12 protein-coding genes are annotated in these 26434 nt (G+C 43.8%); 10 read left to right on the top strand and 2 right to left on the bottom strand.

Features of this window, described 5'->3' with window-relative positions; translation table 11 throughout:
* The first annotated feature begins 1 nt into the window (after nt 1).
* The 4 genes from GO495_RS14375 (at nt 2) to msrB (ending at nt 11291) form a co-directional block, all read left to right on the top strand.
* Nucleotides 2-424 carry an OsmC family protein gene (locus GO495_RS14375; protein ID WP_089784148.1) on the top strand — a complete coding sequence of 141 codons (423 nt, stop codon included), beginning with the start codon at nt 2-4 and terminating at the stop codon, nt 422-424.
* Nucleotides 425-554: 130 nt separating this feature from the next.
* Nucleotides 555-1706, top strand: a complete 1152-nt coding sequence (locus tag GO495_RS14380; protein ID WP_157300392.1) for a PDDEXK nuclease domain-containing protein — start codon at nt 555-557, stop codon at nt 1704-1706.
* A 416-nt stretch (nt 1707-2122) separates the two neighbouring features.
* The gene (locus GO495_RS14385; RefSeq protein ID WP_157300393.1) at nt 2123-10714 is read left to right on the top strand and encodes a glycoside hydrolase family 94 protein; all 8592 of its coding nucleotides are present in this window, start codon (nt 2123-2125) and stop codon (nt 10712-10714) included.
* 52 nt (nt 10715-10766) lie between these two features.
* Nucleotides 10767-11291: a peptide-methionine (R)-S-oxide reductase MsrB gene (gene msrB, locus GO495_RS14390; RefSeq protein WP_157300394.1), complete on the top strand. Its 525-nt coding sequence runs from the start codon at nt 10767-10769 to the stop codon at nt 11289-11291.
* Between the two features lie 37 nt (nt 11292-11328).
* Here msrB and GO495_RS14395 read toward each other — a convergent pair whose 3' ends face one another.
* Nucleotides 11329-12366, bottom strand: coding sequence for an alpha/beta hydrolase (locus tag GO495_RS14395; RefSeq protein ID WP_240915223.1), 1038 nt, complete (start codon nt 12364-12366; stop codon nt 11329-11331).
* 103 nt (nt 12367-12469) lie between these two features.
* Between GO495_RS14395 and GO495_RS14400 the strand changes: the two genes are divergently transcribed.
* The 5 genes from GO495_RS14400 (at nt 12470) to GO495_RS14420 (ending at nt 24612) form a co-directional block, all read left to right on the top strand.
* On the top strand, nt 12470-16381 hold the full coding sequence (locus GO495_RS14400; RefSeq protein WP_157300395.1) for a hybrid sensor histidine kinase/response regulator transcription factor: 3912 nt from the start codon (nt 12470-12472) through the stop codon (nt 16379-16381).
* 132 nt (nt 16382-16513) lie between these two features.
* Nucleotides 16514-19615, top strand: coding sequence for a SusC/RagA family TonB-linked outer membrane protein (locus tag GO495_RS14405; RefSeq protein WP_157300396.1), 3102 nt, complete (start codon nt 16514-16516; stop codon nt 19613-19615).
* A 19-nt stretch (nt 19616-19634) separates the two neighbouring features.
* Nucleotides 19635-21314: a RagB/SusD family nutrient uptake outer membrane protein gene (locus GO495_RS14410; protein ID WP_157300397.1), complete on the top strand. Its 1680-nt coding sequence runs from the start codon at nt 19635-19637 to the stop codon at nt 21312-21314.
* A 24-nt stretch (nt 21315-21338) separates the two neighbouring features.
* Complete coding sequence (locus GO495_RS14415; RefSeq protein ID WP_157300398.1) at nt 21339-22766, top strand: glycoside hydrolase family 30 protein; 1428 nt, start codon at nt 21339-21341, stop codon at nt 22764-22766.
* A gap of 10 nt (nt 22767-22776) precedes the next feature.
* Nucleotides 22777-24612, top strand: a complete 1836-nt coding sequence (locus GO495_RS14420; protein WP_157300399.1) for a glycoside hydrolase family 35 protein — start codon at nt 22777-22779, stop codon at nt 24610-24612.
* A gap of 88 nt (nt 24613-24700) precedes the next feature.
* Here GO495_RS14420 and GO495_RS14425 read toward each other — a convergent pair whose 3' ends face one another.
* On the bottom strand, nt 24701-25696 hold the full coding sequence (locus GO495_RS14425; protein ID WP_157300400.1) for a S1C family serine protease: 996 nt from the start codon (nt 25694-25696) through the stop codon (nt 24701-24703).
* Between the two features lie 349 nt (nt 25697-26045).
* On the opposite strand from GO495_RS14425, the gene GO495_RS14430 reads away from it, so the two are divergent.
* Nucleotides 26046-26423 carry a hypothetical protein gene (locus GO495_RS14430; RefSeq protein ID WP_157300401.1) on the top strand — a complete coding sequence of 126 codons (378 nt, stop codon included), beginning with the start codon at nt 26046-26048 and terminating at the stop codon, nt 26421-26423.
* The last annotated feature ends 11 nt before the right edge of the window (nt 26424-26434 follow it).

Here is a 26434-nt window from a genome sequence, read left to right on the forward strand (position 1 = left end):
AATGAAAAGAACATCAAACGCACATTGGAACGGTAATTTAAAAGAAGGTAAAGGTGAAATCTCTACACAAAGCACTGTGTTGAACAACACCCAGTATTCGTTTAATACCCGTTTTGCTGACGGCGTAGGTACTAACCCGGAGGAACTGATCGCAGCTGGTCATGCAGGATGTTTCACGATGGCGGTATCAGCTATCTTATCCCAACAGGGTATTACTGCTGGTGATCTGGATACAAAAGCGGTGATAGAACTGGACCCTGTTGCCCAGAAAATAACAGGTATTGCACTTGAATTAAAGGCTACTGCTATTGATGGCGTATCAGAAGAACAATTTAAAACATTTGCCCAGCTGGCAAAAGAAAATTGTCCTATTTCCAAGTTGCTTACCGGCGCACCGATTTCGTTGAATGTGATTTACGGATAAATAATTGTTGACGTTAGAAGCTCCTGATCAAGCCGATTTGGCTTGGTCAGGAGTTTTTATTTTTAATTATGTTTACATGAATTTTGTATTTAGAGAATATATAAATTGCAGCCCTTAATGTTTGTTAACCATGAAAGACTACGGCGTACTATTTCTTGAGATTAAAAATAAGATTCAAAAGGCCCAGGTAAAAACAGTTATCACAGCAAATGCGCACATGCTGTTTTTATATTGGGAAATGGGTAATTATATTCTTAAACATCAGAATGAGCAAGGGTGGGGTGCAAAAATTATAAAACTGTTAGCTGCCGATTTAAAAAAGGAGTTTCCCGCGATTAAAGGTTTTTCTGCCAGAAACCTGTTATACATGAAACAATTTTCAGAAGCATATCCTATAGAATTTTTACGACGGTTTGTTGAATTGGAGGATGAATTAAATTCAAAGAATGCGTTTGCGCAACAACTTGTTTCACAAATGTTATCTATTGATAATCAAAATTTTGTAATTGCGCAGCAACCTGCTGCGCAATTAGACGAAGTCGTTTTTTTACAATCTGTGGTAGCTAAATTAACATGGTCTCACCATATGATTTTACTGGATAAATTAACCCATCCTGGTAAGCGGTTCTGGTACATGTTAAATACGATAGAACATGGTAATAGTCGTAATGTACTCGCCATGCAGATACAAAGCGACCTGTTTGAACGCCAGGTTGTCGCAAAAAAGATTACAAATTTCTCAAGAACGCTACCAGAACCCAATACTGATTTTGCTAATTACATTATAAAGGACCCCTATATATTCGATTTTGTGCAGGCAAAAGAAAAAGCGGATGAACGAAATATTGAACAACAACTTACTGATCATATTACCAAATTCCTGCTGGAACTTGGTAAAGGCTTTGCCTTTATCGGTAAACAGGTAAAAATGGAAGTAGGCGGCCAGGATTTTTATATAGATTTACTCCTTTACCATATCCGCCTGCATGCTTATGTAGTTGTGGAATTAAAAGCAAGGGATTTTCAGGCGGGCGATGCCGGCCAGCTCAATTTCTATATCAATCTTATCAATGATAGAATGAAAGGGCCGAATGATCATGACACTATTGGTATCTTATTATGCAAAGGGAAGAATGAAGTATTGGCTGAGTATGCATTGAGAGGGATGATGCATCCCATTGGGGTTGCTGAATATCAGCTGGCGAAAGCGGTTCCGGAAGAACTAAAATCCCAGCTTCCGGATATTGCTGATCTGGAGCAGGAACTGGCAGAAGAGCAATAATAGAAGCGGTTAATAATATGGAATCAGAAACCGTGGAGTTGCAGTGTTTGAATATTAGTTTTATATAGAAATGAATAATAATAGAAGCAGCAGTCTTATATCAAAATTCCATAAAAAAACCGGAATAAGAATATTCCGGCCATTACTTTAACCTACAACTGTTACACTGTTAGTAACAATAAATTTAATCTTATCTGTCTGCCGATTTAATACAAATTTAGATGTTAAGATAGCGTAATACAATTGCTAAATAGCATAATGTATTGTACAAATTATGGGTTATTAGCCCAGAAAGATCTATCTTCACCATAACTGATGTTAGTCTGAGAGCCTTTTACTTCTTATTCCTTCTCAGCATAATTACACCCCTATATCTCTGCGCTTTTAATGGGTGCTTTTCAATTAAGACTGTCAATATGAAGGTAACAACTAGTACGGTGTTTGATATTTTGTCGCGGCTGCGAGTGTATTTCCAGGGAGATACGAACGTCCGGAATTATGGTATAGAAGAACCTTTCCGTTCGGAACTCTACAGCTCGGACCAAATGAACCGGCATGGACAGGTCGTTGCCCGTTCACATAAACTGATGAAGAAAAATGCTTCTGATCAGTTGTTGAAAAGACTGGACAATAATGAAGTGGTGTTGCTGGAAGTACGGAATGTGCTGGTAGAAAGTATCCGTAACGGCAAAACTATTACTCCCGCTGCTGAATGGCTACTCGATAATTTTTACCTGATAGAAGAACAGGTTGTAATTGCAAAGAAACATTTACCTAAAGGATATAGTGAAGGACTCCCTTACCTCGCAGATGGTGTTTCTGCGGGTATGCCCCGCGTGTATGATATCGTGCTGGAAATTATAGCACACAGCGATGGGAGAGTGGACGCAAAAAGCCTCAGCGGATTCATCTTTTCTTACCAGACTTATACCATACTTGAACTTGGTGAACTATGGGCGATTCCTATCATGCTTCGCCTTGCGGTCATTGAAAATTTGAGAAGAGTATCCGAGAAGATCGCCCTGGACATGATAGACAGGAACCTCGCTGATTACTGGGCGGATAGAATGATGACCACCGTCACTGACGAACCCGGTAACCTCATTCTGACTATCGCCGATATGGTGAGGGCAAAGCCTGTGTTGACAGGCCCTTTTGTAGCTGCGTTTACCCGCAACTTACAGGGGAAAGGTCCGGCACTGGCACTGCCCCTTAACTGGATGGAACAACAGTTGGCCGGTATGGGGATCAACAGCAATGACATGGTTCGGCAGGAGAACCAGAAACAGGCTGCTGACCAGGTATCCGTGAGTAACAGCATAGGTACGTTACGCTTCCTTGGCGCTACCGACTGGCGGGAGTTCGTAGAAGATCTTAGCAGTGTGGAGCATATTCTTCGTAAGGATGCGACGTATCCGCTGATGGATTTTGCTACGAGGGACAGATACCGGCACGTAGTAGAAGCGATTTCCAAAGCATCTCCGCTGTCGGAAACAGAAGTGGCGCGGAAAGTCCTGGCGCTTGCTATGGAAAAACTACTAACGGACGTTCCTCACACGGATACATCAGCAGGACAAACAGAAGTACCTGCCTCAGCAAAATCAGAAAGACAAAATCACGTTGGATATTATTTAATTGATAAAGGATTAAAAATAACAGAGCAGGCAGCAGGCATGCGTCATAGCTTAAAACAGAACATTTTCCGGTTCACCCGGCAGATGCCTGTGTTCCTTTATCTGTTTTCCATAGCCGCTATTACATTTATACTTGCCGGTGGTATGTGGTGGCTGGCCTATCAGCATGGTACCAGCAATCCCTGGATATTATCCCTGTTAGGGATCATTGCAACGTTCAGCGCTTCGCAACTGGCCGTGTCCCTGGTGAACTGGTTCTGCACGATTTGGGTAAGACCGACCCTGCTGCCAAGAATGGACTTCTCCAAAGGCATTCCGGAAACATGCAGGTCGCTGGTCATCATTCCTACCATGTTATCTGGCAAAGGGGATATTGATGATCTGGTAGAGGCCCTGGAAATACGTTTTCTGGCTAACAGGGAGGCCAATCTGCACTTTGGCCTGCTTACCGATTTCATGGACGCCTATGATGCTGTAATGCCCGGAGACGAGGCGTTACTGGAACATGTCAGCAGCAGGATCAACGCACTGAATCAGAAATATAAGCAACCCGATATCTTCTTTCTCTTTCACCGTCCCAGGATCTGGAATAAGTGCGAACGTAAATGGATGGGCTATGAAAGGAAAAGAGGAAAACTATCTGCACTGAATGCATTCCTGCGCGGAAAAGGACAAGATGCCTTTTCTTTAATCATAGGAGATACTACGTTACTCCACCAGGTAAAGTATGTTATCACCCTGGATTCCGATACACAGTTACCACGTGAAGCCGCCTGGAAGTTCATCGCTACCATGGCACATCCGCTGAATCGGGCTATTTATGATAAGCGGGAGAAGCGTGTTACGGAAGGATATGGTATATTACAGCCCCGTGTAGACTCCGGTATTCCCAAACACGCTACCTCACTGTATCTGCGTATGCAGGGCAATGTATCCGGTATCGATCCTTATACCAAAGTATCTTCCGATGTATACCAGGATATTTTCCATGAAGGCTCTTTCATAGGTAAAGGGATTTATGATGTAGATATCTTCGAACAGGCACTCCGCAACGTATTCCCGGAAAACCGCATCCTGAGCCATGACTTGCTGGAAGGCTGCTATACACGCTCAGGCCTACTCAGCGACGTATTGTTATACGAGGAAAACCCGGCACAATACGCAGCAGATGTAAAACGTCATCACCGCTGGATAAGAGGCGACTGGCAAATAGGTGCGTGGATGATGCCTTTCGTTACCAATGCGAAAAGACGACTGGTTAAAAACAAACTCTCCGGTTTATCGCGCTGGAAGATCTTTGATAATCTTCGCCGTAGCCTGATACCCGTCTCTTTATTGTTGTTATTGCTAACAGGATGGACAGTACTGCCTTTCCCCTGGTTCTGGATATCAGTGGTAACCTTTATTATCTTATTGCCGGTAATAATAGCTGCGGGATGGCAACTGATCCATAAACCACTTGATCTGGCCCTTAAAGCACATTTACTGGAAGTAGCCATCTCCGTTAGAGATGTACTGCTCCGTTTTCTATTTGGCCTTGCTGTACTGCCTTACGAGGCTTTGAAAAATATGGATGCTATCATCCGCACCAACTGGCGGATGATCATCTCTCACAGGAAACTGCTGCAATGGACGCCTTCTGCTACTGCCACCAGAAGTACGCGCTATGATGTATGGTCTGTGTACCGGTCCATGTGGATAACACCATTCCTGTCATTAGGCTGCGGAAGTTTATTCCTGTGTATCAATCATGAAGCATTTTTTGTAGCATACCCTATACTGACGTTATGGTTATTCGCTCCTGCATTTGCCTGGAGATTAAGCAAAGCAGAGGCGGAAGAAACGAACGGACTGAATGAAGTGCAAACTTTATTCCTGCATAGAACGGCGCGTAAAACATGGGCTTTCTTTGAAGATTTCGTGAATGAGGACGAGAACTGGCTGCCGCCGGATAATTTCCAGGAACGGCCTGTACCGGTAATCGCACACCGCACTTCCCCTACCAACATGGGAATGGCTTTACTGGCTAATCTGACTGCTTATGACTTTGGATATATAGGCGGAGAAGAACTCACCACAAGGACGGCCAATGCCCTGGAAACAATGGGTAAACTGGAACGTTACCGTGGGCATTTTTATAACTGGTACGATACATTATCCCTGTTGCCGATGTATCCGAGATATGTATCTACAGTAGATAGCGGTAACCTTGCAGGACATTTGTTTACATTAAGACAAGGTCTGCTGGCCCTGCCGGAACAGCCGGTGCTTAATGCCAACACCTGGGAGGGATTGATAACCACCTGTTTAATTATCCGCGATATACATCACAGCGAAATAATTAAAAATATCCTTACTTTATTACTGGCAGGAAATGCAGATCTGGACCAATTATTAAGGCTCACGGACGCATTGGCCAGACAACATGAAAAAAGCGGAGGGGAAATTAATAAATGGATCTTTAAATTATCTTCCCGGATAAAGAAGATAAAAGAGGAATTGCACCAGTTATTACCTTCACCCGTTCCTGAAAAGTATGCAAGGTTTGTAATGACATCCTTACAGGATATCAAAGATTTTAATCCGATCACCTACCTGCAGCAGGAAAATACAGCAGAAGAAATTGTATGGTTAACGGCCATGCAAAACGCCAATAACATCGCTACGGAAAGAATAACATTGTTAGAGACTTTAGCAGAGCAATGCGAACAGCTCTGTGATGTGGAATATGAATTCCTGTTCAATAAATCTACCAGTTTATTAAGAATAGGTTATAACGTAGAAGAGCAGAGGAAAGATGATAGTTATTACGATCTGCTGGCCTCCGAAGCAAGATTAGGGATCTTTGTAGCGATCGCGCAGGGCAAACTGCCCCAGGAAAGCTGGTTCGCATTAGGCCGGTTGTTAACCAACTCCGGTGGCGATCCAATATTACTCTCCTGGAGCGGCTCCATGTTCGAATACCTGATGCCACAACTGGTAATGCCTACCTACGACAACACCCTGCTCTACCAGACAAATAAGGCTACCGTAAAACGGCAGATAGAATATGCCGGTCAGCGTGGTATTCCCTGGGGGATCTCAGAATCAGGATACAACATGGTAGACGCCGCTATGAATTACCAGTACCGTGCATTCGGTGTTCCGGGACTTGGTCTGAAACGTGGGCTGGAAGAAGACCTGGTTATTGCGCCTTATGCTACTATGCTGGCGCTGATGGTGCTACCTGCCAGGGCCTGCACCAACCTGCAATTATTATCTGATGAAAAATTTGAAGGAGATTATGGCTTTTACGAAGCCGTAGATTATACCAGCAGTCGCTTACCAAGGGGTAAAACAAACAGTATCGTTTACTCTTTTATGATACATCACCAGGGCATGGGACTTTTATCACTGGCATATGTGCTGCTGAACAAACCCATGCAGCAGCGTTTTGCCGCAGAACTCAGGTTCCAGGCTACACTGTTGTTACTGCAGGAACGTATCCCGAGAGCGACACTCTTCTACTCACATACTGCTGATATTATAGAAACGCATACCGCTATCCTGGATATCCCTGTACGGAAAAGCACTGCCAATACTGTACTGCCGGAAATACAGTTGTTAAGCAATGGCCGCTACCAGGTGATGATCTCCAATTCCGGAGGAGGGTACAGTCGCTGGAAAGATATGGCTGTTACCCGCTGGCGGGAAGATGCGACCAAAGACGATCGTGGGGCTTTCTGTTATATAAAGGACGTACAAAGCGGGCGGTTCTGGTCAAATACCTATCAGCCTACCTTACATCCGCCTAAAGGGTACGAAGCAGTATTCTCTCAGGGCCATGTGGAATTCCGCCGGCAGGATTTTAATATTGATACCCGCACAGAGATAGTGATCTCTCCGGAAGATGATGTGGAAATGAGACGCATCAGGATCACTAACAGGGGCCTTGCCGTGAAGGTATTGGAGATCACCAGTTATGCAGAAGTAGTGATGGCCGGTCAGGCTTCCGATGAGGCGCATCCTGCCTTCAGCAACCTTTTTGTACAAACAGAGATCATCCCGGAAAATAAAGCTATTTTCTGTACCCGCCGTCCCCGGTCTGAAGGAGAAATACCACCCTGGATGTTCCATCTGATGAGCGTGCATGGCGTCACCACGGAAACGGTTTCTTATGAAACAGACCGTTTACAGTTTATAGGCAGAGGCAGAACGTTGGTACATCCACAGTCTATGGACAATGAACTACTCTCCGGTAACCAGGGGGCTGTGCTCGATCCGATCATGTCTATCCGTTACCGTATTGTCTTAAGGCCTAATCAAACGGCTACTATAGATCTTATTTACGGTATCAGCGAAACAAGAGAGGCCTGTGAAGGACTCATGCACAAATACAAGGACCAATACCTGAAGAAACGTGCATTTGATCTCTCCTGGACGCATAGCCAGGTATTACTAAGACAAATAAACGCAACAGAAGCAGATGCACAGCTATATGACCGGCTTGCTTCTGCTATTATCTACAGTAATCCGGACCTGCGTGCAGACCCTGCCGTTATACTCAATAACTTCCGCGGACAATCAGGTTTATGGAGCCATTCTGTTTCCGGCGATCTGCCTATCGTATTGTTACATATTTACGAGCAGGAAAGTATAGAACTGGTCAGACAAATGGTACAGGCGCATGCTTACTGGCGACTGAAAGGACTGGAAGTAGATCTCATCATATGGAATGAAGACCATGGTACTTACCGGCAGTTATTGCAGGACCTGATACAGGGACTGGTAGCTGCGGAAACAGGTGGTAATCCCGTGTATAATAAACCAGGGACCATCTTTGTAAAATCTACAGATCAATTATCTACGGAGGACAGGATACTGTTTGAAAGTGTGGCCCGCGTGATCATCTATGATGATAGAGGCACTTTATCAGAACAGGTGAACAGGCATTACGGGGAGAAAATACTGCCACCGCTGCTTGAGACTAAACCGGTAGTAGCAAAGGACCTGCTGCCTTCCTCTATTTTAACTTTACCAAACGATCTTTTATTCTTTAACGGTACGGGTGGATTCACTCCGGATGGTAAAGAATACAAAATCATTACAGATCAAAAACAAACCACACCGGCGCCCTGGGTAAACGTCATCGCCAATCCCAACTTCGGTACTGTTATCTCCGAAAGTGGTTCTGCCTATACATGGGCAGTGAATGCACATGAATACCGTATTACTCCCTGGAGTAATGATCCGGTAAGTGATGTAGGGGGAGAAGCCTTTTACCTGCGTGATGAGGATACAGGCGCTTTCTGGTCGCCCGCACCTTTCCCTACCAGGTGGAACACGCCTTACATTATTACACACGGCTTTGGCTATACTACTTTTGAACACCAGGAACAGGGTATCTCCTCAGAGATGACTGTGTTTGTAGATAAAGCGTTACCGGTAAAGTTCATCGTAATAAAAGTAAAGAACAACTCGGGCAGGGAGCGTAAATTTTCTGCTACCGGCTTCATGGAAATGATACTGGGAGATGTACGTGCAAAAACGAACATGCACATTACTTCGGAACTGGATGAAGAAACAGGCGCTTTATTAATGAGGAATAAGTATAACACCGCTTTTGCAGAACGTGTTACTTTCTTCAAAATAAACGATGCTAACCAACTGAGTTTCTCCGCCGACCGTTCCGCCTTCATAGGCAGGAACAGGAACCTGTTAGATCCGCAGGCATTACATCGTAAAAAGCTGTCGGGCCGTAGTGGGGCAGGTATGGACCCATGCGCTGCATTACAGACGAAATTCGACCTGCTGGATGGTGAAGAAAAGGACATTGTCTTCCAGCTGGGCTGCGAAGAAAATGTGCATGCAGCAAAAACACTGATAAAAAGATTTACGGACAAGGACATCGTGATGGCTGCTTTGCATGAAGTAAAGGCATACTGGAAAGATGTGATAGAGACCGTGCAGGTAAACACGCCTGATGTTTCGCTGAATATACTGGCCAATGGCTGGCTTACTTATCAGACGATGGCCTGCCGTGTGTTTGCACGCAGCGGATTTTATCAGTCGGGCGGTGCCTTCGGCTTCCGCGATCAGTTACAGGACGTACTGGCTTTATTACCTGCCCGTCCGGAGCTGGCGAAACAGCAGATACTATTAAGTGCGTCCCGTCAGTTTGTGGAAGGGGATGTGCAGCATTGGTGGCATCCGCCTGAAGGTCGTGGTGTGCGTACACACTGCTCTGATGACCTGTTATGGTTACCTTTCGTGGTATCAGGATACCTGTCTGCTACCGGTGACAAGGATATCCTGGATATCTCCGTAGGTTTCCTGGAATGCCGTGTGCTGCATCCTGAAGAGGATTCATTATACGACCTGCCCATCAGTGGCAACCATAGCGCTTCATTGTATGAACACTGTGTGCGTACCATTAAGCATAGCCTGCATTACGGAGTGCATGGGTTACCGCTGATCGGTTCGGGCGACTGGAACGATGGTATGGACCAGGTAGGCCACAAAGGCAAGGGAGAGAGCGTATGGCTGGCATTTTTCCTGTACAATGTATTGCAGCGTTTTATAATAGTGGCAGAGAATTATGGAGACATGGGGTTTGCCGCTTCCTGTAAAAGAGAAGCGGAGAAATTGCAATTGAATATAGAAATTTCCGGATGGGATGGTGAATGGTACCTGCGTGCATTTTTTGATGATGGTTCTCCATTAGGATCCAAGGTGAATAGTGAATGCAGTATAGATGCCATTGCACAAAGCTGGTCTGTATTATCAGGGGCAGGTGATCCTAAACGGACAGGCATCGCGATGGCTTCTTTAAATAAACACCTGGTAAGAAGAGATCTGAAGCTGATACAGTTGCTGGACCCACCGTTCAATAACAATGGACCTAATCCCGGTTATATCAAAGGGTATGTACCGGGTGTAAGGGAAAATGGCGGACAGTATTCCCATGCGGCCATCTGGACGCTGATGGCCTTTGCTGCCTTGGGCGACCGTGAAAAGGTATGGGAACTGTTTGATATGATCCGTCCTTCCAGCCATTCCAATACGCAGATCTACAAAGTAGAACCTTATGTGATGGCAGCGGATATTTACGCCAATGAATCGCATAAAGGTCGTGGTGGCTGGACATGGTACACCGGTTCTTCCGGATGGATGTACCAGTTCATCTTAGGCTCTTTGTTAGGCATGGAATTAAAGGGCGATCATCTGCACTTCAAACCTTGTTTCCCGCTGGAATGGCCATCTGTATCTATTACGTACAAGTATGGAACTTCCACGTATAAAATCACCGTATTTCAAAAGGAAGGCGGAAAAGATATTGTAGCATTGACAGATGACGGACAGGAGCATGTTGTTGAGGTCTATGTACCGGTATAGGACTTTTTATTTTTGCATCTTTTCTTTAATATTGATCGTATATATTAGTAAGATGAAAAGACTGATTTGTTATATGATATTGCTGATGCCTGTGCTGGCCGTTCAGGCACAGCAGATCAAGTCGGCAAAGGGACATGAGAACAATCCGTATTATTCCAACACGGATACTACGCCTTTAAAAGTAACAGATGCGGAATGGAAGAAGATCCTTTCCCCTGAGTTATATGCTACAGCAAGAGAACAGGCAACAGAAAGGCCATTTACCGGTCAGTACTGGGATTCAGAGGCCAGGGGAACGTATTACTGTGCGGTATGCGGGAATTTGTTATTCAGATCAGATGCTAAGTTCTCCAGCACTTGTGGATGGCCCAGCTTTTTCGAACCTTCCAGGGAGAACAGTGTTATCTACCGTTCAGATACCTCTTATGGTATGGACCGTACGGAAGTACTGTGTGCGAGGTGTAATTCTCATCTGGGGCATATATTTGATGATGGTCCGCCACCCACCCATAAGCGGTTTTGCATGAACTCAATTTCTCTTGATTTTCAACCGGATAGACCAAAGGGAAAGAAATAGGATAAGTCGCCCGTTTAAAGGGCGACTTATCCTATTTCTATTTTAAATATTTCCTCAGCTCTGCAGCTGCGTGTATGAACATTGATTTGGTCGTAGGTAATTCTGCTAATCCGTTCAGCAATCCAAAATCATGGATTACACCGTTATAACGCACGGTAGTCACTGTTACCCCTGCTTCATCTAATTTACGTCCAAATGCTTCACCACCATCACGCAGGATATCATTCTCTGCTACCTGGATCAATACGGGCGGTAATCCTTTCAGTTCTTCCAGACTTGCCTGTAACGGAGACGCATAAATTTCTTTGCGTTGATTCGGATCTGTGGTATACTGATCGTACATCCATTTCATTAATGGCGTAGTTAAGAAACGCTGTGCACCATACAGTCTGTAAGATTCTGTATCAAAGTCTGCATCAACGATGGGCCACATCATAATTAACAATTTGATATGTGGTCCTTTTTTATCTTTTGCCATCAGACCTGTAACGGCCGTCATATTACCACCTACGCTGTTACCTACTACTGCCAGGTTTTTACCATCTACATTAATCTCGTTGCCATGTTCAGCAACCCATTTGGTGGCCGCATATATTTCATTAATGGCCTGTGGGTAATGTGCTTCAGGAGAAGGTGTATAGTTAACAAATACGGCCGCATAACCGGACAGTACCACCAGGTCGCGTACCATACGTTTATGTGTAGGATAATCACCGAGTATCCAGCCACCACCATGGATGAAAATAAATACGGGCAGTTTTCCCTTAGCGCCTGCAGGGCGAACGATATTTAATTTAACAGTGTATCCATCGCTGGTGATTGTTTTTTCAGACTCTTCGATACCGGAAAGATCTACTTTAAAAGCATTCTGTGCATCTACAAGTACTTTACGGGCCTGGTCTTTTGGCAAACTTTCAACAGGCGCGCCACCTGCGTTCAATGGTTTTAAAAACTCTTTTACCGCTTTCAGCAGATGCGGGTCAGTTGCATAATCGGGTGCTTGCTGGGCCATAGAGGATGGGTTTTTAAATGTGAATAATACCAGAAGTAACAGTGCAATTTTTGAAATGTTCATATACCTGTGTTTATTTGACAGGTACAAAGCTATTCCTGATCCGGACGATAGTCAATGTATAAATTACAATAACTGTTGTATATTATACGTCTTAAATGGAGGTATGGGGACAAAGATCAGAATATTGCTATTGGCATTTATTGCCGGCAATCTGTGTGCCATTGGGGATCCTGTCAGGAATCTCGGAATAGAGAACGGATTGTCAAACAATGCAGTGGTAAACGTTTACCAGGATTATAAAGGCTTTATGTGGTTTGGTACGTACGATGGACTAAACCGTTATGACGGATATAAATTCAAAATCTACAGAAATAAGGTAGGGGATAGCACCTCTCTTATTGATAATGGAATATATACGATTGAAGGTGATGCCAGTCACCAGTTATGGGTAGGTGGACGCAAAGGGCTCTGCATCCTCAGCAATGAGCATTTTTATAAGGCCAGATATGCCGGCAGTGGTAAAATAGTGGAGGGGAATATCCATGTCATTAAAGCAGGAAAGAATGGCATTATGCTGGTGGGATCAGAAAACAGCGGGCTGATCGTATTTGACGGGAATTATATCAGTGGCAGGCGGATACCACTGGAGAAAAGCACAGACTATGAGGTGACGGCTATTGATTATGACCCCGCAGGTAATGCCTGGATCTTTGTACAGGGCATAGGCTTATGCAAATATGATCATAATAAGATCTCCGTCATCAACCAGCAGATCAGAATGGCCAACTATCTCAGATTCGATAAAAACGGGGTTTTGTGGCTGGGAACTGATCAGGGGCTTTTCAAATATGCGGCTACTTACTCCGGTAATTATCTACCGGAAAACACTAAAGTAGTGAACCTCTGTGTAGATAAACAGGGGATGCTATGGGTCGCTTCTGATGGTCATGGTATCTTCTTACTAAAGGATAGCACAGCAATCCCTTATAATAAACAACTCAGTAGTAATTCAGTTTATTCTATATATGAAGACCGGGAAGGCCGGAAATGGATAGGTACTTTAAGAGGGGGCGTTAATATTATAGAACCCCGCCAGGATCTATTTGAAAAACATGCCTTTAATAATGCCGGGGCTGTCAATAATTTTATTCTTTCCTTTTGTGAAGGCAGCGGAAAGAATATCTGGATAGGAACGGACGGGGGCGGATTAAAATACTGGAACAGGGAAACGAATACCACCAAAGACTATCATACTACCAGCAGCAACTTTATCACCGGGATCATGAAAGATTCCCGGGATGATATCTGGGTAGCTACCTGGTTCGGGGGCATTAACCGGTATAATAAATCTACCGATGCCTTTGATCATTTTGCCTGTTTTAATCCTTTTACCAGAACAGAAGAGAACAATGTCTGGGCGATATATGAGGATGCGCAAAAGCGTATCTGGGCCAGTACGACCAATAACGGTACACTATATCTCTTTAATCGTGCCACCAATGATTTTGAGCTGTTTGATAAAAGCCTCATTAATATCCAATCCCTGGCGGAGGATAGCAAGGGCAATATGTGGGGAGGGAACTATTCTTCTTTAATCAGGATAGACAGGGAGCATAAACAGCATAAGACCTATTCTGTTGGTTATACTGTGCGCTGTATTCATGAAGATACGCATGGGCGTTTCTGGGTAGGTACGGAAGGGGGCGGACTCCTGCTTTTTAATCCGGCCAACGGTAAATTCACCCGCTTTACAGATGCTGACGGATTGCCGAACAACTCCATTCTCCGCATGCTGGAAGATAACCAGGGCTACCTGTGGCTGAGTACCTTCAACGGGCTGGCACGGTTTGACCCTGAATTACGTACCTGCAGGAACTTTTCCCAGTCGGACGGACTGCAAAGCAACCAGTTTGCCTATAATGCTGCTATTAAATTAAGGTCGGGGGAGTTTATGTTCGGCGGGATCAAAGGCTTTAATATTTTCAATCCTGATAGTATTTATGAACGGAATAGTATGGCCCCGGTATTCCTTACCGGTATCCGTATTAATAATGTTCCTGTCGAAAAGAATGATGCCTATGTATCTAAAAAGTTGATGGAGAATGTGCTGGAACTGACGATCCCCTACGACAAGGCGGCTGTGTCCTTAGACTTTGTAGCCCTGGAATATTCCTCGCCCGACAAGATCAGCTATGCTTACCTGCTGGATGGCTGGGATAAAATGTGGAACTACGTAGGAGAATCCCGTACCGCTAACTATACCCGTTTGCAGGAAGGGAATTATGTGTTCAGGATCAAAACCACCAATGCAGATGGCAAATGGGGACGTGAGACAGAAACCCTGCGGATCATCATTCTGCCCCCCTGGTACAGGACCTGGTGGGCATATGGCCTGTATATCGCCTTTGTAGTTATTGGTATTTACCTGTTTATACAGTATCAATCCAGGCAGGAAAGACTGAAATACGAAATTAAACTGGCGCACCTGGAAAATGAAAAGGAGAAGGAGATCAATGAAAGGAAATTATCCTTCTTTACTAATATCTCCCATGAATTCAGGACCCCTCTCACTTTAATCATTAATCCCCTGAAAGAATTAATGGAGAAAAGAGGGACGGAATTAAATGTAGTATACAGGAATGCCCGGCGTTTATTAAGCCTGGTAGACCAGCTCCTGCTTTTCCGTAAGGCAGACAGTGAGGGCGACCGGCTTAAAATTACCCGGTTGGATGTTGTGACATTATCTAATGAAGTATTCCTCTGCTTTACCCAACAGGCTAAAACCAGGAATATTAAATACGATTTTATTACCGGGGAGGAGAAGCTGGAGATATATGCCGATTATGAAAAGATAGAGATCGCGCTTTTTAACCTGGTGTCTAATGCGTTTAAATTTACGCCTGATGGAGGGAGTATAGGATTTGAGATCCATAAGAAAGAAGGAGCCGTGGAGATTATGGTGAGGGATAGCGGTTGTGGTATTGCCCCGGCCATAGGGGATAAGATCTTTGAAAAGTTCCGGCAGGCAGATAGTAACCGCTCCGGTTTCGGAATAGGCCTTTATTTAGTGAAGCATTTTGTGGAGAAACATGAAGGGACTATTCATTACATAAGTAAGCTGAATGAGGGCACCACTTTTGTAATCACATTAAAACAAGGTACGGCGGAGCTTTTAACCGAAGAAAGCGGGGGAAGGTCTGGTTTACTGGAAGAACTGATAGATGAGGCCCCGGTAAATACTTATAAACGTCCGCAGACAGCGGAACTGATCACGGAAAAACGCTCTATCCTTGTGATAGACGATAATGCTGAAATAAGGCAATATTTGCAACAACTATTTGATGGTCAGTTTATTGTGTATGAAGCAGATAACGGAGACGAAGGTTTTACGGCTGTGCAGAAATATATGCCGGACCTGGTGATCAGCGATATTCATATGCAGGGTATGGACGGGGTGGAACTCTGTTCGCGTATCAAACAAACGGATAATATCAGCCATATCCCGGTTATTCTGCTTACTTCTACTTCTTCGGCCGATATCCGTCTGAAAGGGATTGAAGGAGGGGCGGATGATTATATCACCAAACCTTTCGACCATGATCTGCTGCTGGTAAAGGTGCAGACCATTATAAAGAACCGGAATTTATTGAGACAATACTTCCTGGAGAACATCACGCTTAAAAAGAGTATGGTGAAAGTGCCGGCGGAATACCAGGATTTCCTCAAAAAATGTATTGATATCGTGGAAGCTAACCTTTCCAATGAGGATTTCTCTATTAAAACGTTCACACAGGCGATAGGAATGAGTCATTCCAGCTTATATAAAAAGGTAAAGTCTATTTCCGGACAAACAGTAAATGCCTTTATCCGCTCTATCCGTTTGAGGAGGGCCGCCGTATTAATGCTGAAGGAAAATTATACGATCAACCAGGCAGCTTTCCAGGTAGGTATCGGAGATGTTAAATATTTCAGAGAGCAATTTTTCAAACTATTCGGGATGAATCCTTCAGAATATCTGAAGAAGTACAAACATTCCTTCAACCAGGACCTGAACGTGATAAAAACAGACGATTAAATACGATTTTACCCCCTCTTTTAAATGATTTACCCCCTCTGCGGGGTTGTTTTATCCCCCTATTTTGCGTTCATAATACCACGTATAATATAGTCAACCAACTATTTATCAATTAAAAAAGGAATGCGCGTTATGAAAAGAAGCTTATCCACGCTCGTGTGTCTGATGTCACGGCGGCAGTCAATTCTTATTACCTTATTTTTCCTTGTACCGCTATTCGGATTACAGGCTCAAAAGCTGAATATCAGTGGTAGAGTGATGGAAGGAAAGGAAGCCGTACCAGGAGTAAGTGTACGTGTAAAAGGTACCAGCCAGGGAACATTAAGCGGTACAGACGGGAAATTTACCCTGTCGGCAGCTGTTGGCGATACCTTAATATTTAATCATATTTCCTATACCACCCAGGAAGTAGCCGTGAAAAGTGCTTCACCTGTAACTATTCAGCTTACCCAGGTGAGCCAGAATGTAAATGAAGTGGTAGTAGTGGGGTATGGTACACAAAAGAAGGCCACCCTTACGGGGTCTATTTCAGTGGTAAAAGGGGCTGATTTAGTGAAAAGTCCTACGGCGAATGTTTCCAATGCATTGTCAGGAAGATTCTCCGGTGTGATTGCCAATAACAGGTCCGGCGAACCGGGATATGATGGTTCTTCCATCACCATCCGCGGATTGGCTACCACCGGTAGCAATGATGTACTGGTAGTGGTAGATGGGGTACCTGGACAGATCGGCGGTCTGGAAAGACTGGATCCCAACGATATTGAGAGCATCAGTGTACTGAAAGACGCCTCTGCCGCAGTATATGGTAGTCGTGCGGCAAATGGGGTGATCCTCGTAACCACCAAACGTGGTAAAACGGGCAAGCCATCCATCAACTACAGCTTTAACCAGGGATTTTCTTCCCCAACGAGGTTACCTAAGATGGCTGATGCAGCTACCTACGCCACCATCATGAACGAAATCCAGTATTATGATAAGCCTGCTGGTGGCTTGAACCAGTACTATACCGCTGCACAGATTCAGAAGTATGCAGATGGTTCTGACCCTTTGAATTATCCTAATACAGACTGGCAGAAAGCAACGCTGAAGAAAACAGCGATCCAAAATCAGCATAGTCTTTCTGTAACTGGTGGTAGTGACAATGTAAAGTATTATGTGTCTTTGGGGATGATCGCACAGGATGGTATATATAAACATGGAGTGACGGACTATCATCAATATAATTTCAGATCGAATATTGATGCGGATGTGACCAAACGTTTAAAAGTGGGTATCTATTTATCGGGCAGGCAAGAGGACCGTCTGTATCCTCAAACCGGTGCAGGAGATATCTTCCGGTCTATCTACCGTGCTTATCCTACAGTAGCGGCAAGGTATCCTAATGGATTGCCTACTTCCGGTATTGAGAATAACAACCCTGTCATGCAGGTAACAGACATCGGTGGTACCAACAGGAATCCTACACAGGTATTCAATGGTATTCTGAAAGGACGTTATGAGATCCCCGGTGTTGAAGGATTGTCCCTCGATGGATTTTTCTCTATAGATAAATCCTGGAGTTTTGCTAAATCATTCAGCAAACCTTATTCAGTATATAACTATAGTTCGTCCACGAACACTTATAATAAAGTAGTGATAGGTGGTTCTAATGGTATGGCAACTTTGTCTGAAGGTCAGTTGAACAAGGCATTACTGACTTCCAATATCAAATTAAATTATGACCGTAAGTTTGGTAAACATAATGTAAATGCCTTTATCGCTTACGAACAGAGTAAGACTTCCCTGGATAGTATGGGTGCTTACCGCATGAATTTCCCTTCTACTCAGACACCAGAATTATCGCAAGGTGGTGCTGCTTCTACGGATAAAGATAATTCCGGTAAAAGCTACAACTTTACCAGGAAAAGTTATTTCGGTCGTCTGGCATATAACTACCAGGAAAAGTATTTGTTAGAAGCGCAGGCCCGTATTGATGGATCATCTACTTTCCCTGCCGGAAAGCAATATGGATTTTTTCCATCAGTATCTGTAGGCTGGCGTATTTCCCAGGAAGACTGGTTCAAATCGGTTAGTTTTATTAATGACCTGAAACTGCGTGGTTCTTATGGTACACTGGGGAATGATAATGTGGGTCTGTTCCAGTACTTTGATAACTATTCTTTCACCAATCAGTACATTATTGGTTCAGCTATCCACCCTGGTATTGATCTCACCAAACTGGGCAATCCGAATATTACCTGGGAAAGAGCCAAGAAGCTGGATCTGGGTTTGAATATGCAGTTCCTGCAGCACTTCAATATGGAGTTTATCTACTTCCAGCAGAAACGTACAGATATCCTCACTCAACGTAATGCATCCATACCACAGCTATCAGGTATTGTAAATCCTAATGGCAGCGATCCGCTGGTACCTTCTGAAAATATCGGAAAAGTAAATAGCAATGGTATAGAGGCAACATTGGGATATAACAATTCAACCAGCAATGGTATCCACTATAATATCAATGCGAATATTACCTACGCTAAAAGCAAGATCGTGTTCCTTGATGAAGCAGCAGGTACTTTATCTTACCAGAAAATAACCGGCCGGCCGTTGAATACAGATCTGTTGTATAATGCGGTAGGCATTTTCAGAACAGCAGACGACCTGGCTAAATATCCTCACGTGACTGGTGCACAGCTGGGAGACCTGATCTATCAGGATTATAACAAAGATGGTAAAATTACCGCAGACGATGCTACCAGAACAAAATATGGTAACATTCCTGAGATCACTTATGGTGTTGTGATGGGCGCAGATTATAAAGGTATAGACCTTGCGCTTGTATTCGCCGGACAAACACGTGTTAGTCAGTATGTACTCCCTGAATCCGGTACTATCGGTAACTTCTACAGCAGCTGGGCAGATAACCGCTGGAGTCCTACCAATACAAATGGTAGTTATCCAAGGGCAGACGACAGGGCTTCTTCCTCTATCAATGGTGGTTTATATAAAAACTCTTTCTGGCTTAATAATGCTTCTTTCCTGCGCCTGAAAAACGTAGAACTGGGGTACACGATCAATGCCAATATCTTATCGAGGGCTAAAATAGCCGGACTACGGGTATACGCCAACGCGTTTAACCTGTTCACTGTTACAAAGGTGAAAGATTATGATCCGGAAGGTTACAGCACCAGTGGTCAGTTTTATCCGCAGCAGCGTATTGTAAATGTGGGCGTGAATGTTAAGTTTTAATACCGTAAAAATTCCAGCAATGAAAACTAAAAATATTGTATACTTACTGGCACTTGCTATTGCAGGAACCTTTACCGCGTGTAAAAAGAATTATCTTGATATAGTCCCTACAGACAGGGTACCTTCTGTAGCCCTGCTGGCAGATTCTGCTTTATTCGAAGATTATGTGATTAACCGTTACATGAGTATTAAGTTACAGGATAAAGAAGGAGAAGGAACGAATCCCGGCTTTGGAAGAGGTTTTGAATATGCCATGTGGAGTTCTGTGACCGACGAAGCTATTTACAATAATGATGATAACACCTGGCTCATACAAAGGGGCCTGCTGGCACCTGAAAACACAGGTATCGCCGGTACTATCTGGGGGAGAAGTTATCGTAGTATCCGCGAATGTAACTACGGCCTTGCTAATATAGGAAAGGTAGCGATGAGCGATCAGCACAGGAAAATATTAAGGAGTGAACTGCATTTTATCCGTGCTTTCCGCTATCAGGACCTGATCCGTAACTATGGAGCAGTGGTATTGGTGAATGATACGGTATATGCGCTGGAAAATAATCTGACAGATGCGTCCTTATTTGTTAAATCATCACTGGCAGATTGTATTAAATATGCAGCGGCTGAACTGGATTCTGCAGCTTTATATCTGCCACAGGTAAATGATGGAAACTGGCAGCAGGGTAGGGCAACGAAAGGCGCTGCACTGGCTTTAAAAGCCCGTCTGTTATTATATGCTGCAAGTCCTTTGTATAATGTGGGCACCTGGGCAGATGCAGCAGCTGCGGCAAAAGTAGTGATGGATATGGGCCAGTATACTATCTCTGATAACTATAGTCAGTTGTTTATATCAGCCGCCGCCAGTAGTAAGGAGATTATCTTCAGCCGTCAGTATGCGATTGGTGCGCGTCACGTATGTTTGGAAATTTCGAACGGATCCAATGGTTATAACGGTTGGGGAGGCAATACACCATTACAGAATCTTGTAGACGCCTATGAAATGAATAACGGTAAAGTGATCACAGACGCATCTTCCGGTTATGATGAAACAAAACCTTATGCAAACAGGGATGCCCGTTTTTACGCTACCGTGCTATTCAATGGCGCCAGCTACAGAGGAAGCACCCTACAGATTTATACGCCTGGTGGAAAGGATAGTAAAGATGGTCCTTCCAACTGGAATACAACAAAAACAGGTTATTATCTGCGTAAATTTATGGATGATAATAACCCGATAGATAATCCCTGGAATATTGCAGGATTACAACCCTGGATTTATCTTCGTTATGCAGAAGTATTGTTAAACTATGCAGAAGCGCAGAACGAAGCGGTGGGTCCGGATGCTACTGTTTATGCTGCTATCAACCAGATCAGACAAAGATCAAGTGTGAATCAGCCTGCATTAGTAGCGGGATTATCACAAACAGAAATGCGCGATGCAATCAGAAGAGAGCGTCAGGTGGAACTGGCTTTTGAGGAACATCGTTTTTATGATGTGCGCAGATGGAAGATTGCAGCCGTAACAGAGAACGTACCTGCTTATGGTATAGATGTACAGATTAGTGGCACAGATACCGTGTATACAAGGAAAGTAGCGTTGACCGGCCGCTTATTTGATGCTGGTAAAAATTACTTTTTGCCTATTCCAAGAACAGAAATTCAGGCATCTAATAATCAGCTTGCGCAAACTGCAGGTTATTAATACGATACTACAGGTCATTTTATTATGAGAAGAATAACATGCATTTTATTTCTTTCTTATGGTATCAATACCGCGGCGGCTCAAACCGCCGCGGTACATTTAAACCCGGATACCACTTATCAGACGATCAGCAACTTCGGAGCATCTGATGCATGGTCTTGTCAGTTTGTAGGCCAATGGCCCGACGTAAAAAAGAATGTTATTGCAGACTGGTTATTCAGCACAGATACTACTGCCAGCGGGCAGCCTGCCGGTATTGGTTTATCTATGTGGCGCTTTAATATAGGAGCGGGAACAGCTAAGCAGACAGACATTAAAGATGAGTGGCATCGTGCCGGTACCTGGGAGGACCAGGAGGGGCAGTTATGGTTTTTGCAGGCAGCGAAGAAGCATCATGTGCCTCAGTTCCTGGCATTTGTAAATAGTCCGCCGGTAAACCTTACGCTGAATGGGAAAGGATTTGCTACGAAAGGAATGAGTAATATCAGTCCGGATAAATATGATGCATTTGCAGTAAGTATCACCGATGCGATTAGCGGGATTTATAAGAAAACGGGGATCCTGTTTGATTATATCAGTCCGGTTAACGAACCTCAGTGGGATTGGAGCGATGACAAACAGGAAGGATGTCCTTATAACAATGAACAGATCAGCGGTGTAACGAAAAGTTTGAGTAAGGCATTGATCAATAAAAAAATACCGACAAAGATAGTAATAGGAGAGGCTGGGCAGATAGACTATCTCTATGCTAAATTGAATAAGCCAGATAAGGGAGAACAGATCCATGCGTTCTTTGACAAAAATTCTCCTTATTATGTAGGGGATTTAGCGAATGTAAAACATATCATTTCTGCACATAGTTATTTTACCACATCTCCGGCGGCTAAAGCTATCGGGATAAGATCAAACCTGGCAAAGGCGGCTAAAAATATAACCTTCTGGCAGTCTGAATATTGTATTTTAGGGGGAAATGACGGAGAGATTAACGGAGACAAAAGAGATTATGGGATGGATGCTGCGCTTTACCTGGCGCGGGTGATCCATTACGATCTGACAGTAGCGAATGCCGCCGCCTGGCAATACTGGTTAGCTGTTTCTCCCTATGATTATAAAGACGGGTTGATCTATATTGATAAAAATAAAACGGATGGGGAATACAGAGACAGTAAGATGTTGTGGGTACTGGGCAATTACAGCCGTTTTATAAGACCGGGAGCAAAGAGAATTAAAGTTACTATTGATAATAATGACCTATTGGTTTCAGCTTATAAAAATACAGATAAAACCATTGATATTGTGATCGTCAACAGTAGCAAAGAAGCCGTGAAAATTGCTATGGATAAAGCATTCCGCGCTTATGTTACTTCTGATACAGGCAATCTTCAACCTACTGGCATCGGTAAGACGATCGATATTCCTGCACGTTCTGTAGTAACATTAACTAACCATTAAAACTCTGAGGATGAAACGACTCATGGCAGTACTTGCCGTACTGGTAGCTTTTTGCATGCCTGTGGCCGCACAGCACACCTTTTCATTAGGTGACAGTGCCTTTTTACTGGATGGCAAACCATTCCAGATGATCTCCGGAGAAATGCACTATCCCCGTGTACCACGGGAATGCTGGAGGGCCAGAATGAAAATGGCCAAAGCGATGGGGCTTAATACCATTGGTACTTATGTATTCTGGAACTTACATGAACCTGAAAAAGGGCATTATGATTTTTCGGGGAATAATGATATTGCGGCCTTCGTGAAAATAGCGCAGGAAGAAGGATTGTGGGTGGTATTGAGACCCAGCCCGTACGTTTGCGCAGAATGGGAATTCGGCGGGTATCCGTATTGGTTAGAGGAAGAAAAAGGATTGATCGTACGTAGTAAAGACCCCAAATACTTACAGGCATACCGTAATTATATACAGGCAGTGGGTAAGCAGCTGGCGCCTTTACAGGTAGCTCATGGCGGTAATATACTGATGGTACAGATAGAGAATGAATACGGTTCTTATTCCAATGATAAGGACTACCTGGAAATCAACCGTAAGATGTTTGTTGACGCAGGGTTTGACGGAGTGCTGTATACCTGTGATCCTGCGGAAGCTATTGATAACGGGCATTTACCGGGTTTGTTACCTGCTATCAACGGGGTGAGCGATACCGTGAAGGTAAAAAGTCTGATCAATAAAAATCATAATGGCAAAGGCCCTTATTATATAGCCGAATGGTATCCTGCATGGTTCGACTGGTGGGGGACTGCGCATCATACGGTCCCTTATGAGAAGTATCTGGGGCAGTTGGATAATGTGTTGTCTGCCGGGATCTCTATCAACATGTATATGTTTCATGGAGGTACTACCAGGGGTTTTATGAATGGAGCGAATGCGAATGATCATAGTCCTTATGAACCACAGATCAGCAGTTATGATTATGATGCACCGCTGGACGAAGCGGGTAATGCAACTGAGAAGTTCAGGCAGTTCCGTAATGTGATCGCTAAACATTTGCCTGCTGGTCAGTCTTTACCGGAAATACCTGCAGACAGGCCGGTGATAGATATTCCTGCTATTCATTTTACGGAGTCTACCCCTGTGTTTAATCTGCTTTCAACACCTGTGCGGAGTGTTAAACCGCTGACGTTTGAAGATCTTGGTCAGGCTTATGGATGGGTATTATACAGCACTACCCTGGAAGGTGGTAAAACGGCTGTTTTACAATTGAAAGAACTGCGTGATTATTGTGTAGTATTAGTAAATGGGAAGAGGGCAGGAGTGCTGGACAGAAGATTGAAGATGGATAGCCTGCAACTGACATTGCCTGCCGGTAAAGTAAAGCTGGATTTACTGGTGGAGAATCTGGGCCGTATTAATTTTGGCCCTTATTTACTGGAGAATAAAAAGGGTATTACGGAGCAGGTATTTTTTGATCATAAAGAAGTGAAGAACTGGCAACTGTATAAATTACCGTTTGATAAATTACCAGTGAGCAAGGTGAAGACGAAAACGGGTGGTGCACAAGTATTAAAAGGCGTTAATGCACCTGTATTAAAAAGAGGCACATTCGTTTTATCTGCAACAGGAGATACTTACCTGGATATGAGTAACTGGGGTAAAGGGGCTGTCTGGATTAACGGGCATAACCTGGGCAGGTACTGGGAAGTAGGTCCACAGCAGACAATTTATGTACCTGCGGAATGGCTTAAAAAAGGAACTAATAATATCGCAGTATTTGAATTACTGAAACCTGAGCAGAAGGAGTTATCAGGTGTTAGTAAACCGATATTGGATGTAGTTAAAAAGTAATTGTTAAAATCTACGTGTTTCTAACGAAACATAATAGGCTCCGTTAGGAGCCTATTATGTTTCGTTGAAAGTACGGAATCTGACGGAGCTACTCTCTGCCTTCTCCCGGTATTACTTTTATCGTCTCTTTTCTACCTCCTCTCAGCACATCTAAAGAGATCCTTCTTCCAATCTGTTTTTCTGTCAATAAGCGGTGAAGATCATCCACGGTAGAAATAGGGGTATCATCAAATGCGATGATAATATCTCCGATAAGTAATTCGCTGTTATAATAATTACCATCGGGAACAATTTCAAAAACATATACCCCCGTTTTAGTGGAGACCTTATTCACTGCAATCATACGATTACTGAGATTTACCGGTTGTGCTGCTATCCCTAACTGCGCTCTCCTGATCTTGCCATGCAGAATTAATTGTCCTGCGATCTGTGCTGCCAGGTTAGAAGAGATGGCAAAACATAAACCTTGTGCAGATGGGATCATAGCTGTATTAACGCCAATCACCTGTCCGCGGGAATTCACCAGCGGGCCGCCACTGTTCCCCGGATTCAACGCAGCATCTGTTTGAATGACATTGTCTATCAGCCGGCCATTACTGGCACGCAGCGTTCTGCCCAATGCACTCACCACACCTGCGGTAACCGTATACTGTAATCCCATCGGGTTGCCGATCGCAATGGCGATCTGTCCAACCTGTAACGCAGCCGAATCGGCCAGAGGCATCGCCTTCAATCCCGTTTCATCGATCTTTAAAACCGCTATATCTGTAGAGGCATCAGCGCCTTTGATCTCGGCACTTACCTTTCTTCCATCTACAAAGGAAACCTTTATATTTTCTGCATCTTCCACCACATGGTTATTGGTGATGATATAGCCATCTGAAGATATTATGAAACCGGAACCTGTACCTGCCTGCACCTTTCTCTCCGGGTTACGTCTGTCTTTTACTTTTTTCTGTACTTCTATATGTACCACTGATTCTGCGACAGACCCAACCACACCCGTAACGGTTTGAGAATAGGCATCCAGTAAACTGGTATCGTTTACCGGAGTATCCGTAATAAAAAGAATTGAGTTATCCATGCCATTGTATACTCAAATACTTTTCCATTCTCAGGGAACTGACCTTTTGGCATTTAATGGACTGTTATTACGCCTCAAAGGCATGATTTTAACAAAAAATTGGCTATCGGAACTATCGGATTACATCATCTTCGCGCCAGATGTTGTTGATCGATAAATACACCTTATCTGACTTGAATATCAGGTGAAGTTAAAATTGAAAAACAAATGCTGCACCCATATTCCAAAGCCAAATCAGAGAACTAAACAGTCAGATGCAGTGTATTTATGATCAACAACATCTGGTATAGTATTCAAACGGAGGTACTGTCCTTGTTTATCCCGGTTCTTTTTTTTAGCTTTATGATAGATGAAGAAGTGGACAGCTATATTACTTTTCTCCATATATGCTATAGGATCGACAGAACTGGACCAATTGCTGCGTCTTCCATTGCTGGTAAAGCACTTTATCAGGCATAAAGAAGAGAATTCGGGTATTACGATTGCAGCCTTCATCAAAATTCATTACATAGACGAGCAGCCATACGATGTTGATTATGAGCAGGATATGCAGTTGCCTTTCAAAAAGGCCGATTGCCACTGTATCATTTTACCGTCTCTTTTACCTCCTCCCATCGCGACTGTTTATCATACAATAACACCTGCCCGGCAGGAATACGTTGTTTTTAATGACAGTTATATTCCCCTTCCCAAAAAGGATACATTATTTAAACCTCCCAGAGCCTGAGCAGCCGTATT

It is taken from the genome of Chitinophaga oryziterrae, assembly GCF_009758125.1.
Taxonomy (GTDB): domain Bacteria; phylum Bacteroidota; class Bacteroidia; order Chitinophagales; family Chitinophagaceae; genus Chitinophaga; species Chitinophaga oryziterrae.